The organism is Streptomyces sp. NBC_00012, assembly GCF_045040875.1.
Taxonomy (GTDB): Bacteria; Actinomycetota; Actinomycetes; order Streptomycetales; family Streptomycetaceae; genus Streptomyces.
This window is the reverse complement of record NZ_CP108309.1, coordinates 7,785,740-7,799,564: the sequence shown is the minus strand read 5'-3', so window position 1 is coordinate 7,799,564 and position 13,825 is coordinate 7,785,740. Positions and strand designations below refer to the sequence as shown.

The 13,825-nt window shown below is 66.1% G+C and carries 13 protein-coding genes and 1 pseudogene; 1 reads left to right on the top strand and 13 read right to left on the bottom strand.

The window, feature by feature from the left end; translation table 11 throughout:
* Positions 1-30 precede the first annotated feature (30 nt).
* Positions 31-954: a PfkB family carbohydrate kinase gene (locus OHA19_RS35400; protein WP_405753356.1), complete on the top strand. Its 924-nt coding sequence runs from the start codon at positions 31-33 to the stop codon at positions 952-954.
* On the opposite strand, the gene OHA19_RS35395 is transcribed toward OHA19_RS35400, so the two are convergent.
* From OHA19_RS35395 to OHA19_RS35335, 13 genes and pseudogenes are all read right to left on the bottom strand, one after another.
* Positions 902-1,408: an NUDIX hydrolase gene (locus OHA19_RS35395; protein ID WP_405709694.1), complete on the bottom strand. Its 507-nt coding sequence runs from the start codon at positions 1,406-1,408 to the stop codon at positions 902-904. The two genes, OHA19_RS35400 and OHA19_RS35395, sit on opposite strands and share 53 nt — an antisense overlap.
* Before the next feature lie 42 nt (positions 1,409-1,450).
* Positions 1,451-2,707 (bottom strand): UbiD family decarboxylase, encoded by a 1,257-nt coding sequence (locus tag OHA19_RS35390; protein ID WP_405752878.1) that lies wholly within the window; start codon positions 2,705-2,707, stop codon positions 1,451-1,453.
* A complete protein-coding gene (locus OHA19_RS35385) occupies positions 2,704-3,282 on the bottom strand; it encodes a phosphoribosyltransferase (RefSeq protein WP_405752876.1) in 579 nt (192 codons plus the stop codon). Before OHA19_RS35385 ends, OHA19_RS35390 begins: the two co-directional genes overlap by 4 nt.
* Complete coding sequence (locus tag OHA19_RS35380; protein WP_405709702.1) at positions 3,279-4,436, bottom strand: IMP dehydrogenase; 1,158 nt, start codon at positions 4,434-4,436, stop codon at positions 3,279-3,281. The genes OHA19_RS35385 and OHA19_RS35380 overlap by 4 nt, the downstream gene beginning before the upstream one ends.
* Positions 4,437-4,453: 17 nt before the next feature.
* Positions 4,454-5,056 carry a GTP cyclohydrolase I gene (gene folE / locus OHA19_RS35375; RefSeq protein WP_405752873.1) on the bottom strand — a complete coding sequence of 201 codons (603 nt, stop codon included), beginning with the start codon at positions 5,054-5,056 and terminating at the stop codon, positions 4,454-4,456.
* Positions 5,056-5,667: pseudogene (locus tag OHA19_RS35370) on the bottom strand (radical SAM protein); the annotation flags it as partial. The gene folE and the pseudogene OHA19_RS35370, both read right to left, overlap by 1 nt.
* A 173-nt stretch (positions 5,668-5,840) precedes the next feature.
* Entirely contained in the window at positions 5,841-6,209 is a 369-nt protein-coding gene (locus OHA19_RS35365) for a 6-pyruvoyl trahydropterin synthase family protein (protein WP_405709708.1), read from the bottom strand.
* A gap of 156 nt (positions 6,210-6,365) precedes the next feature.
* Positions 6,366-7,298, bottom strand: coding sequence for a hypothetical protein (locus OHA19_RS35360; protein ID WP_405752870.1), 933 nt, complete (start codon positions 7,296-7,298; stop codon positions 6,366-6,368).
* Between the two features lie 1,378 nt (positions 7,299-8,676).
* A complete protein-coding gene (locus OHA19_RS35355) occupies positions 8,677-9,420 on the bottom strand; it encodes an NlpC/P60 family protein (RefSeq protein ID WP_405752867.1) in 744 nt (247 codons plus the stop codon).
* A 662-nt stretch (positions 9,421-10,082) separates the two neighbouring features.
* Positions 10,083-11,237, bottom strand: a complete 1,155-nt coding sequence (locus OHA19_RS35350) for a PqqD family protein (protein ID WP_405709716.1) — start codon at positions 11,235-11,237, stop codon at positions 10,083-10,085.
* Between the two features lie 18 nt (positions 11,238-11,255).
* A complete protein-coding gene (locus OHA19_RS35345; RefSeq protein WP_405752865.1) occupies positions 11,256-12,035 on the bottom strand; it encodes an ABC transporter permease in 780 nt (259 codons plus the stop codon).
* A gap of 11 nt (positions 12,036-12,046) precedes the next feature.
* On the bottom strand, positions 12,047-12,829 hold the full coding sequence (locus OHA19_RS35340) for an ABC transporter permease (RefSeq protein WP_405709722.1): 783 nt from the start codon (positions 12,827-12,829) through the stop codon (positions 12,047-12,049).
* On the bottom strand, positions 12,826-13,716 hold the full coding sequence (locus OHA19_RS35335) for an ATP-binding cassette domain-containing protein (protein WP_405709725.1): 891 nt from the start codon (positions 13,714-13,716) through the stop codon (positions 12,826-12,828). Before OHA19_RS35335 ends, OHA19_RS35340 begins: the two co-directional genes overlap by 4 nt.
* Positions 13,717-13,825 lie beyond the last annotated feature (109 nt).

Sequence of the window (13,825 nt, the reverse complement as noted above, 5' to 3'; positions counted from 1 at the left end):
GGTAATTCCGTGGGATACGACGTGCTTGTGATGGGCTCGCTCGTGATGGACCGAAAGTATTTCTCCACCGGCACGATGGGCGGGGCCGATCCGGTCTGGGGCGTGCAGCGGCACCACGGCGGCGTCGGTCGCAACATCGCGGTCAACAGCGCTCGGCTCGGCGCCCGTACGGTCTTCGCCGGCCTGTCCGGGTTCGGGCGGGATGCAGTGGATCTGGAGGCAGAGCTGACAGTTCTCGGCGTCCGACCGCTCCATGTGCTGCGCACCGACGACGGAATAGGCCACTGGGACGTCCTGCTCGACGAGCGGGGACGGCAGATCACCTCCCGCATCACGTTGCCCGACCCGGCCACCGCACGGCCGCTGGCGGGACCCGAGCTCGCCGGCACGGTCGCGGCGGCAAAGGCCGTGGTCACCGAGGGCGGGCTCGACGAGGACCTGCTCACCTGGCTGTCACGGGCAGCACGGGCGAAGGGGATAGCGATGTGCGGTCTGCCCACCCGGCAGCAGGACTTCGGCCCGCGCGCCCATCTGCTGCCGTTGTACGACGTGTTACTGCTCAACAACCGCGAGGCACAGACCCTCACCGGCCTGCCCGGCACGCCGGCCGAGCAGGCGCGACGACTGCTCGAACGCGGCCCCCGCGTGGTCGTGGTGACCGCAGGTGCGGACGGCGCCGCCGTCGCCTCCACCGAACAGCCCGTGCCTCTCGCCCTGCCCGCCGAGGCAGGGCCCTGCACCGACGACACCGGGGCCGGGGACGCGCTGGCGTCCGCGTTCGTCGTCCACCTCGTACGCGGTGCGAGCCCCGGGGCGGCTCTGGCCCTGGGGCTGCGCGCGGCGCGGCTGACGATCGGCTGCGGGCAGAGCACCTGCCGAACTCTGGCAACGGATCCGGCGCTCACGGCGCGCCGCACCGGGCGGTGGACGCCACCCGGTGCGCGTGCATCGTGATGCCGTCAGCCGCCAGTGCCCGGGCGATGGTCTGCTCGTCGTAGCAGGCCAGCCCGGCATCGGTGAGGATCTGCAGATCAGTGGAGTGCATGTCGATCTCCCCGATCCGGGCCTGCCTGATCGCCCCGACGTTGTCCCCGGCGAACCCGGGCCGCAACGCGTACTCACCGTCGGCGAGGAAGGCGAACATCAGCAGGTGGTAGCCGCCCTGCTCCCAGGTGCCGGTGAACTCGTAGACGGCGAAAAGTGAACAGGAGCGCACCGCGATGCCGGTCTCCTCGCGTGCCTCCCGCAGCGCCGCTTCCCCGGCCGGCTCACCCGGCTCGATGCCGCCGCCGGGCAGCAGCCAGTTGTTCGCGTACGGGCCCTTGAGCTGACGGATGAAGGTGACGGTGTCGTCCGGCCCGGGAATCACCAACAGGGCGGCGGGCAGCGCTCGCGCGAATCGGTCCATGGTCGTGCGGTCCTCGCTAGGTGCAGTGTCGGTACGCGTATCTCAGTACTCGGTCGGCCAGCCGTCCGGCGGGATCACCAGGGCCAGCCCGATCCGTTCCCCCTCCACCCGGCCCTTGCGATAATAGGGCTCGGTCCGGGTGGTGAAGCCATAAGTGGCCAGTGCCTGACCCGGGTTGGCGAGGTCGGGACCGCAGATGACCACCTTGGAGCGTACGTCGAAGGCCATCGCCTCGCGCACCAGTTCCTGGCTGGGTTCGTCCGTCTCGATGTACGCCAGGAACTCGCCCCGCGCCCTGATCGAGTAGTGCACCGACCTGACCGGATGGCCGAGGCCTCGCAGATGGGCGTACATGAGGTACTCGTTCTGGAAACTCATCAGGGTCAGCCCCGACCGGGCGCCCGCCACGATCGTCGGCCACGGCGCGCCGGGCGTGGCCGAAACCCCGGTCACGGTGAGGACGTTGCTGCGCCGGGCCTCGGCGTAGTAGCCCTTGAACTCCCCGAACGGCCCCTCGACCGCGTCCCGTTCCTCGACGAACCCGGTGATGACATGGGTGGCGTCGTCCGGCACCGGCGGAAAGCCGCGGATGCCCACCGGGCGGCCCAGCAGGCGGGCCGCGATCTCGTAGTCGTCGCCTTCGGCCGGCAGCCGCGACGCGGCCACCACGGTCAGCGCCGGGTCGGCGCCCAGGAACAGGGAGATCGGCATGGGGCGGCCGGTCTCCAGCCAGGCCAGCAGATTGCGGTGTCCGTCGGTGCGCGGGTCCAGGAAGATCCGCGCCTCGTCGGGCCCGACCACCTGGGTGCGGTAGAAGCCCATGTTGACGCCGCTGCCGTCGGGGCGGGTCGTCACGCCTACGCCGGCGGTGACGTACGGCCCGGCGTCGGCGGGGCGGTGCTGGACAATCGGCAGGTCGCTCAGAAGCCCCGGCAAATCACTTCGCGCGACGGCGAGTTGCGCGGAGGAGTCGGCGCGGGGGACGGGGCCCGCCAGACGCCGGGACATCTCCGCAAGGTGTTTCTCCTCCGTCGTGCCCAGCGCCGAGAGCAGCACCTGCCGCGGATAGGGATGGCACAGCACCCGGTCCCCCGGCCGCTCGGCGATGTCCGTGAACACCACCGTCGGCCGGGCGCCGTGCTCCTTCTCGATTCCGGCGAGGGTCCGAGCCACCTCGAGCCGGCTGCTGATCCGGGCATCGTAGGTGTACAGGTCGACGGCGTCGTAGCAGCCCGGCAGCCCGAGCACGGCGGCGTCCGCGGCCCGGGCCAGCCCGCTGTCGGGAAAACCACGGCTCACCGGCGTACCCGCGCCACGGTCGGGAACGGACGGCAGTCGTCGGTGGACTCCCGGGCCGTCTCCCAGGGGAAGACGATCCAGTCGTCGACGACGGCCGGACAATGGTCGGGGACGTAACCGCTGCGGTGATTACGGACGACGGCGGCGAACCGCACGTCCCCGGGCGTGACTCCCGCGGCGTCCAGGAACTCGAGCACCGCGTCGGCGGTCGCTCCCGTGCCCACGATGTCGTCGACGACCAGCACCTTGTCGCCCGGCGCGAGCCCCAGCGGGCCCGAGGTGTCGACGACCGGCCGCTGCTTGGCGGCGTACCGGGTGTCGTCGGCCGTACGCCGCACCCGCACGGTGTGCATCACCGGCACGTCCAGCGCACAGGTCAGATACCCGCCTGCCGCGAGCCCGCCCCGGGCCACGGCGAGCACTGCGTCCGGCACGAAGCCCGCCGCCCGCACCTCATCGGCGATGTCCTCGACCAGCTGCCCGAAGGTCGCCATGTCGAGGAGGTACGGCCCCTGCCGGGTCCACATGCCGGGCTGCTCGCCCGCCACGGCGCCCTGTTCGGTGCCCTGGCTCATTCCGCCACCGCCCTCGCGACATGGTCCATGTCGATCTGTACCGACCGCTCACGGGCGTGCGGCACATTCTCAGCACGGCCCGCGGCAGTCACCTGGATGAACTCGGCTTGTGCACGGAAGGTGTCCAGGTCACGGGCGCCCGAGTAGCTCATCGCGGACTGCACACCACCGACCAGCTGACGCAGCGTCCGCGACAGCGGGCCGGAAGCGGGGAAGGTCGCCTCGACGCCCTCCGGGACGTAATCGTCGACCTCCTCCTGGGTGACCGTGCCACCGGCCGCCTTGCGCAGGGTGAGCTCCATGCCGAGCGAGACGAAGCCGTTGCTGATCCGGTAGTGGCGTCCGTCCCGCTCCACGGGGGTGGCCTCGCTCTCGTCGGCGCCCGCGAGCGCCGAACCCAGCATGACCGCTCGGGCTCCGGCCGCGAGCGCCTTGGCGATGTCGCCGGCCTGCCGGATGCCGCCGTCGGCGATGATGGTCACCCCGGCCTCCTCGGCCGCGTCGGCACAGTCCATGACGGCGGTCAGTTGCGGCACGCCGGTACCCGCCACCAACCGTGTGGTGCACACACCACCCGGCCCGATCCCGACCTTCACCGCTTGCGCACCGGCCGCGGCCAGGTCGCGCACGCCCTCCGCCGTGGCCACGTTACCCGCGATGAGCGGGGTGCCGGGGTAGGCGGAGCGCAGCTCCTTCACCGTGTCGATGACCTGGTCGCTGTGCCCGTGCGCGACATCCACCAGCAGGATGTCCACACCGTGCGCGACCAGCTGGGCCGCCCGCTCCCGCCAGTCGCCGGTGACGCCGACGGCCGCGCCGGCCAGCAGCCGTCCCTCGGCATCGAGTGTGGCCCGCCCTGCCTGCGCGTTGTCGACCTGCGCGGCCTTGACCACGTCCAGCTGGGCCACCTGCTGCTCGGCCGTCTGCATCCGGTGCAGGATGCCGAGGCCCCCCAGCAGCGCCATCGCCATCGCCATCCGGTCGCCGGTGCACCACTGGGTGTTGGCCGAGACGACCGGCACCCGCAGGGGCAGGCCGGGCAGCAGCTCGGTGCCGGGGTCGGCCTGCCGCCTGCTGGTCAGCGAGGTGCGCCGGGGCACGAACAGGACATCGTCGAAACTCAGTCCGGTCCGAATCGGTGCGGAGATCCGCATGCGCTCTGTCCTGCCCTTCAGTTGCGGTTGTCGTTGGTGAGCGCGATCAGCTCGCCGCGCAGGGCGGAGGCCTGGAGCGCGCCCCGCCACACGGCGGTGGTCATCGTGGCGGGCGTACGGACCCCGCGCATCGCCATGCACAGGTGCTCGCCGCGGCCGATGACCGCCACGTCGGGGGAGCCGGTCAGCCGCTCGACTTCGTCGGCGATCTGCTGCGACAGCTGCTCCTGGGACTGCAGCTTGTGGGCGTGCTTGTGCGCGATCCGGGCGAACTTGCTCAGGCCCAGCATCTCCTTCCGTGGGAGATAGCCGATGGTGACCCGGCAGGAGAACGGCAGCAGATGGTGCTCACAGAGCGACCACACGCTGATGCCGGAGACAGCGACCAGGCTGCCACTGGCCGTCGTCTCGAAAAGGGTGTCGACGGCCCCGGGCTCGTACTGGGTGAACTCGCGCCACCAGCGCGCGTAGCGGGCCGGAGTGTCCCGCAGACCCTCACGGTCGGGGTCCTCCCCTATCTCCACGAGCAGCTGACGGGCGATCGCCTCCAATGGGTCCTTCTGTTCGCCCCCGTTCAGCACGTCCAGGTCCTCGGTCAACACTTCCATGCCGCTGGTCATCAGACTCCCCGCCTGCTTCCCCACACGTTCACGTGCAGCCGTCCCGACAGATTCCATTTGCGCGCGATCACGTCGTCGGCCAGGGCACGCATGCCCCGGTCGATCTCCTCGGAGGACTGTCCCCGTGGCATGATCCAGACATTGCTCAGGCCGAACGTCTCGACCAGATCGTCGACCTCGGCCAGATCAGCCGGGTCACCGCAGACGAACTTGAAGGCGGTGCCCGGAAGTTGACCGAACTGGAGCAGCGCCTCGGGAACGATGCGCCGCTCCTCGGCGACCCCGGAGTGCGCGAGCTTCGGCGACACGTTGAACCGTGCCCCGGCCGCCACCAGCGCGTCGCTCGGCACCACGGTGCCGTTGGTCTCGAACTCGACCCGAACCTGATGCTCCGCCAGGGCCCGGACCACGGGCAGTGCCCGGTCCTGCTGGCTGAGCGGTTCGCCGCCCGAGACGACGATCAGGTCCACACCGAAGGAGAGCAGCCGCTCAGTGACCTCGGTGACGGTCAGCGCGTGCAACTCGTCCGCCGCACGGAAGGCGATACCGGTGTCCGACTCGCCCTTCCAGTCCCATGTGTACGGTGTGTCACACCAGCGGCAGGTGAGGTTGCAACCGCCGAGCCGGAGGAACGCACACGACCTTCCGGTGGAAGGCCCTTCGCCTTGTACGGCGTTAGGTAGGTCCGAATATCTCGTTGACCACGAGCTTCGGAACCGCCATTTTCACCACCTCCTCGAGCCCGCAACGGGCTTGTCGTCATGCGTATTCGCCGACCGCCCGGTCAGGCAGCGGGCCGGTACGTCGCCCAGGTCTTCGGCGTCTCCGAGACACGTACGGCGGTCAGCTCCGGCAGGTCCGGAGCCCATGTGCGGTGGATCCACATGGCGAGGTGCTCGGCCGTCGGGTTCAGGTCGGGCAGCACGTCGTTCAGATGCCGGTGGTCAATGGTGTCGTCCAGCCATTTCTTGAAGACGCTCAGTTCGCCGTAGTCCCGCACGAAGCCGGGCCCGGTCAGCTGGTCGGGGCGGGCGCTCAGTTCGAGCACCACGATGTAATTGTGGCCGTGCAGGCGTCCGCACTGATGGTCCGGCGGAAGGCCCGCCAGCCGGTGGCTGGCCGAGAAGTGGAACTCCTTGGTGATGGAAAGCACGATCTGGATCCTCTCTCTGATGTCACCAAAATGAAGTCGCTCGAAGCGCCGCCGGGCGGGCGCTCGGTCCTTTTCATATGGACTTCGAATCCAGCCCGGTTGATCGGCGGTACCGCTATTGCCTGGACTCCGCCACGGGCTGCGTCCCAAAATCCATCACTGGCTCGAAAGGTAAACCGATCGATCGGCGAGGAGACCTGCCCGGTCCCACCAGGCATCTGTTCCGGAATGGCTGATGATGTTTTCCCTGGGGCCCGCAATCATGGTGCAGGCGGCGCCGAGCGAACGCAGGACGTGCCAGCGGTCCAGAGTGCCCTCACTCCTCTCCCCTATCCGGGCGAGTTCGCTGCCCAGCAGTCCCCCGGACAGCTCGCAGTCCCGCGCCGCCTCCCCGTACTCCTTGTCGATCCGTTCGCCGAGCCCGATGACTTCCGCCGTGAGGTCGGCGCTCCGATCGGCGAGCATCGCGGCGGCGAACCCGTCGGGCCCCAGGACGATCCCGCCGTCGCGGACGACATCCGCGGGTTCGTCCGCGATGTGCATGTACACCTCGATGCGATTCGGGCTGTCCAAGTGGGAGCGCAGTTCCCACCCTTCGCGATCGTCAGGATTCGCCTCACCCTTGGAATCGGCCATCAACGCCGAACAGGGCACCGGAAGTTCGGTGTCCGCTGCGAACACCACCAGAATGGACGGACTCGCCTCGAAGAGCAGGTCAAGCAGCCTGATGCGCTCGCCGGAGGCCGGCTTCAGCTGGTATCGCCAAACCTCACGGACCGCGTGCCCTGTCACCTGGGTGGTCGTGCAATGTACGGGCCGAATCCCCAGGAGGGCAAAGTAGGCGAGTGCGTCGGGAATCTTGCCGTGGGCTATGGCGTCTGGTCGGAAAATTCCGATGGAGGTAGTTCGTACGAGAGAACCCAGCGCTGCGCTGTCCAGTTTCCCGGCATCGGCGAGGGCGTGCAGGCTCTCTCGGAAGGCAGGCTCCGCCGAGTACAGTCGGGCCTTGTCCTCATAAGTGGTCAACTCTTGGTTACAGAAGTCCTGGGTATATTTCCAGTCGAAGAAGCGCCTTTGATCCTGTGTCATGGCTGGTGCCCCGCTTCGATAGAGGTTTTCGGCGCGTAGCAGCTCGCGCGATCATCGTCGTTCGACTCGCGCGTCGTAGCCCTTCAACGCGTCGCGCCGGCCGGCCTCCGGAGCCCGCCGCCACGTGAGCATCCACACCACACAGGCCGGAGCGAGGACCGGTCGGCCGATGCGCAAGAGACCGAGCAGATCGTGCCGCACCTCCCAAGGGCTGAAGTACGTGGTGCGCGGCCGCAGTAGCCCCGGCGCGTCCGGGGCCGGCTCTCAATCGGGACGCCACCGCACAGCTCCGGACAGTGCGGTACCCCGAATCGACGCTGCTGGACGTTCGGGATGCGGCAGGAGGCGGTGCAACTCGCCTGCTGCAGGCGGCTCCTCTTCGAGCCGGAGTTGAACTTGCAATCGCCTGGAACCAGTTGTGAACGGAGAACGCCGGCCGACACCGGCGTCGCAAGTCATCCCAACGTGATTGACGTAACCCGAACTTGGCATGACGAAGGACTGAACAATCATTCCGCGGCAGACCGAAGGAATTGACTGAAGAACGCTCCGATAAAGGACCTTCTGCTGAAACTCGCGACCACGTCACTGCTGGTTGACGCCCCCCTTGCTGCTGCTTGGCCGCTGGCAGACAAAGATCGTCTGGGTTCCCGCAGGCCGACTCTAACGCAGCGCCGAATCCCCGGCAAGACGACTATTGAAGGGGGTTGGTACCTGGCCACGACGCTGGGACAACAGCGAAATGCTCGCCTGACTTGAGGGTTTACGCCGGAACTCAATATTCCCCGTGATCTTACCCACGATGGTTATGCCCCGAGGGCATGTTGATGCCGCTGCCTGTTCGCGGCCGGGATTCGGAAGCCGAAGATCTTGTGTTTCCGCAGGCGACGGCGGTTGTGAAAGATCTCGACGAAGGAAGGTGCGGACGCCGGCGCGGGCGGTGGCGCGGCCGGGGCAGGCTCGGGTGCCGATCTCCTCCTTGGACGGGGCACCGAGGCTCCGTGGCGGCGGTACCTGACCCGATCGGCACCGTCGAGTCGACGGTGGGCGTCCTGGATGCCGCGGTCGCGCATGAGCCGGGCGACGCGCTTGCCCTTCACCCACCGTCCCGGACGACTCAGTTCGGGATCTGCACGCGGGACGCCGTAGGTTCCGCGCGAGACAGGTGGCGGACGGTGACACCATCGGTCAGGGCCGCGCCGACGGCCTGGCGGGAGGCGCGGGGTCCGCTGCACTGCGAGCCAGGCACAGAGGGGCGAGTGGGCCGCAGTCGGCAGCCGACAGAATGGATACGAGGCGCCCTCGACATCCGTTGTGTCCGTGGTGACACACCGGGCACGCCGCCAGGTCACACGATCCCCCGGGGGAATCCCAGAATTTAACTGCACAGTCGCGTGACGACATTCATCAGTGTGCGGAGCCTGTCGCTGTCCAGCTGCTCGATGGTCGTCACCCCACCCCCGGGAGTGTGCAGGACGGTTCCAGGAGGAGAGACGACTATGCCGATGTGATGAATCGGCTTTTCGGGCTCCCGGAAGACGTAGAAGTCACCCTCAGCCGCATTTTCGATGGGAACGGCGTTGCCTGCGCCGGCGATATCGTGCGCCTCACGCGGGAGTTGAACACCGAGCACTCGGCACGCCAGGTGTACGAGTCCGGAACAGTCCAGCGCTGCTTCGGTCATTCCTCCCAGGACATGCGGAATTCCCAGCATGGTCATGGCGGTGACCAGGAGTTCCTCGGCCTTGATGTCGAAGGAGCTCAGGTAGGCGGAGTCGCGAATCACGCACGCGTCTCTGTTAAGAGTTGCCTGAGTGCCACCGGGAAGCATGACCCGCACTGTGGTTCCGAGGATCTCGCGCACCGGCAATATGGTCGCCCACGGGGCAAAGAGTGCACATGCACTGCCCTGTTGTTCGACAAGTTCGGCCCGCCTTGCCGTGACCACTGCAAATTGCGGCTCGGGAGGACAAACGGAAGCTAGATCACGGCTTGGAATCCAGCCCGGATATCCCCTGGAATCCTTGCGCGAGGGCTGCCAAGGAGCACAGATCCTGCTCCAGTCTTTGTACTCCTCGACGACCGTGACCGGTTCACCCAGTAGGACCTGGGTTTCAACCATCTTTCGTCGAAATAACGGGTCCAGGTCCCCAATGAATGGGATTTCTGCGGGATCGCAGTCGAGAGGAGCATGCCAGACTGTGGATACGGGTAAGCACGTCGCGCGTTCGGCGGCATTTGGCAAGGTGCACAGCCCTTCTTGATGAATTGGATGACATGACTCATTTTTGACGGATACCTTGCGGGCGGTACGGACAGCGATGGCTCGCCCCAGTCATGTCACCAGGCAGGGACTCGAAGTGCCGGCCCTGGCGGGGGGCCTCCATGCTTGCCGTCAACCGCGGCACAACCTTCCGAGTTCACAGCAGGTACCGTCATGGAGCCACGCGATGAGCACGTCGATGTGTTGTCGGGCCGGGCAAAGGGCTGTCCTGCAATCCCCGGCGGGCGAGCGGCATCAGACGCGGCATGCCGCGGCGAACGCGGAGAGGGAAAACGCACATTCGGCTTCGTGATGGGGAAGTCGGTGCCGACGGCGATGGCACCGATGCAGCGGTGACAGCCCTGACCGCGATTCCCGGCATCGAGATGAGCATCTCGAAAGAACGGCGCCCCTCCATCAGGACGAGGATCTCAGCTTCTGCCGATCGGCGCTGTCTGTGCACAGCTCCGATCCCATGGGCCGGCTGATGGGATCACAACTGGGATTAAATACCCAGACCCTCAAATCAGGCCTTTGGCACGCAGGTCGGAGAGAGCGGACGTGACGTACTCGGCAGCATCCGCTGAATTCAGTCCGAAATCACGAGCAAGGCACCGGGCGATGTCCGCTTCGGCGTGAATTCCATCGCATAGGGACCAAATGTACCCTCCGACGGCATTGGTGCGGCATTTCGTTACATCAGCGATGATCGTGTCGCCTTCGATGCGGTAGGTCCGGACCCCGAGGCGCCGCTCGATGCCGTGGTGGGACTCGGTGGTCCCGCAACGGGAATGGCCCGAGATCTCCTGCTCAACGGTGAGAAAGATGCGGTGAGCGCGGCGCGCGGTAGCCATCGGCCAGTCAGGCTCGGTGCAGTCGCGCATAGTGAGGACAGCCCAAGCTTCTTCGATCGACGGGTGCCCGAGCTTGGCCTGTGCCAGCCGATGGGCAATCCACTTTCCACTGGGGGATACATCACCCTGAAAAGCAAGTATCGCCTGGAGCGCGCTCGTGTATGAATCACGAGCCATGAGGGTGGCGGACTTGATGTCATTCGATGCATACATGCCGACAAGGTCTTCGAGTTGGTTCTCGCCGTGGACCTTGTGGTTTTCGGCGATCCAGATCGGGTAGTCGGATTCCTGGATCTGACGCTTTCGCTCGGTCAGCCAATCGTGGCCGGACAGAGCCCGCCCGATCGAGAGTCGGTAGAGGAGATCCTGCTCCTCGTAAGTCGGGTGCCCCTTGCGTCCGAGGTATCGTTCGCTTCTCGGCCTTGTCTGTGAAATCAACCCGTCGATGTACTCTGCGGTCCAGAACTCGATATCGGCCCGGACTCCGCCCACGGAACCCATCGCGACGACGAAACCAGCCTGCTCAATATCCTGATCGGTTCGGCCTACCTTGACCACCGAGTCAGGTATCACATCTCGCACATGGCCTTCGTTCGCGATGACGAAAATATCGAGGTCGCTCCGCTCGTTTCCCCATCCGGACACGAGTGACCCACTCACGAAGACGCATTTGGCATTTGCCAGATCGGGGTATCGAGCGACGATATCCTCGTAGTCCGGAAGCTTCGGGACAGAGCCGCTGCCCGGTGCTTGGAGATACGCGTCATCGACCGAATTGGAGCCGTTCAATACTTCGAAGAATGGCTGCAGTTCCTGATTCACGAGCTTTCCTCTCACAGGTCAGGCTTGAGTGTCAAATGAAGCGCGTTTCCGGGCCGCATGCTCGAAATATCGCAGCAGGACAATAGCAGCGGCGCCATAGCAGACCCCGACCACGAGCTCCTGTCCCACAAGGCTGAGGGAGAAATCGGATCGGGCGATCGATCGCGCTGCCTCGGTCGCGTGGGTCAATGGAATGAAGGATCCCACTGTCTGCAGGAACGACGGCAGGATGTCTCGGGGAACATTCGTACCCGTCAGCAGGATCAGCAGGGTGTAGGCCACATTCGCCACGAAGACGTTGTTGGTCACTCGTAGTCCGATCGAGCCGACCACCATCCCCAGCGCCGTCGCCGAAATCGCCGCCGTCAGCAAGGTGAGCAGCAGCGCCGCCAAGCCCGAGGCCGGGATGATTCGCCCCAGGAGCAAGCTCCCGATGGAAAAGGTGAAAATCGTGCTGAACAGTGCGGTGGCGATATACGGAAGCGCTCGCCCGCCCCAGATCTGCACGCGGCTGCGTGGACTGAGCAGTACCGCTCCCAGCGTCGAGTACTCTCGCTCGTTCGCGATCGCCATAGTGCCCCCGATGACGCCGGCCCCGGTGGTGGCCAGCAGTACATTGCCGATCACGAAGAATTTGTCGTCCGCGACTCCGGTGTGCCGTCCCAAGGCTACGAAGAACAGCATTTGAAATACAGGGGCCGACATCAGCGAGCCTACGAACATGGGGGGAGACGTTCGATTGAAGAGCGCCCGGAAGGACAACGTGCCGCCCACGAGTACGAACCTCAGACTGCGCATGACACTTCCTATCAACTCAGCGCCAGCATGGCCTTGGCTCGAGCCTTGCGCTCGACATACTTCAGTGCGAAGACAGACAGTCCGAGATAGATCAGGCCGAGCAGCATGGCCATCCCCATGCTCGACCAGGCCGGCTCGCCGTCGATAGACGTGTGCAGCGCGCGCGCCGCCCACGTTGTGGGAAGAACATCGGCCACAGGCTTCAGCCACACCGGGATCGCGATCGGCATGAGCATGCCGGACAGTAGCCAGATCGGATGATCCAGTGTGTTGTTGAGCGCGTGGGCATTGCGCAGATGCACAAAGGTCGACGTCAGGAGTAGGCCCATCATGCCCATGGACGCGATGCAGACCAGGACGGACAACGCGACGGCGAAGGGTGCGTCGAAGGTGAGTGGGACGTTGAACGCCACTCCCCCCAGCACCAGGGTCGCGGCCATCGAGTAGAGCCCGACGATCGCATAGACGAGAGTCACTGGAAGCAGTGTCAGGAGCAGGGGCGCGGGAGCGATCGCCACCGGCTCAAGCACTCCCATCCAACGCAGACGTTGCACCGTCGCACCGGAGCCGAACAACACCGATGTCCACACGCCCATGATGCCGGCGCCCGCTGTCGCATGGATCAGTTGGTCGGGGCGGTTGCCGGCGCGCAAGAGATAGAACGCGACCATGGCGTAGACGGCCGGTGTCAGCGTCGTGAAGACGACCCACATGCCCGACGAAGCCTGGTGCTTGAAATAGGTGCGAACGCCCGCGCACAGCAGCCGGACCACCCGGCGAAGATCCGTCTTCATGCTCCGACGGCTCCCTGCTGCAGTGCGGCGGACTCCGTGAGAATGCCGACGTACGCATCCTCCAGGGTCGGCTCTCGACTGGTGAAGCGAGCAATGTCCAGCCCGGCCAGGACACTGGCGACTGCCCCGTAGAGATCTGCGCCCTTCTCGGTATGGATAGTGATCGTCTTCCGGTCATCGGTGTCCACCATGCTGACGTCTCGAGCGCCCGGCAGCGCGGAGAGCGCTGTCAGGTGTTGCTCGGTCACGTCGGTGGAGTCGACCTCCAGCACGGGGCCGGAGTCGACGCGAGCCTTCAGTTCGCGCGGTGTACCCAGGGCCTGGATCAACCCGTGGTCGATGACAGCGATGCGATCGCACAGTTCATCGGCCTCGGCCATGTAGTGCGTCGTCAGCAGGATCGTCACGCCCTGGGTCTTCAGATCGGCGACGATGCGCCGCAGCTCCCGGGCGGCAACCGGGTCCAGTCCTATGGAGGGTTCGTCCAGGAAGAGCACTGCGGGACGGTGCAGAAGCCCACGAGCGATGTGCAGTCGTTGCCGCATCCCGCGGGAGTAGCCCTCCACCCGTTCCTTCTCGCGCCCCTTCAAGCCGACCAACTCCAGGAGTTCCCCGATGCGGGCCCGCTGTTCACGTGGCTCAACGCAGTACAGCTCGGCGAAATAGCGCAAGTTGTCCTGGGCCGAAAGCCGGTCGTAGAGACCTTTGTCGCCACCGAACACATACCCGATGCGGCGCCGTACCTCCATCGGCTGGGAGGTCACATCGTGGCCGAGGATGCGTGCCGACCCGCTCGTAGGCAGGAGCAGCGTGTTGAGCATCTTGATGGTGGTGGTCTTGCCGGCCCCGTTCGGTCCCAGCAAGCCGAACAGCTCGCCCGGTGCCACGGAGAACGAGATGCCCCGTACGGCGTCGATCTCTGTGTGGCGACGAGTGAGCCACCCTGTGTACGCCCGATAGGTCCGCCTGAGATCAATGGCCTCGATCGGTGCGTCA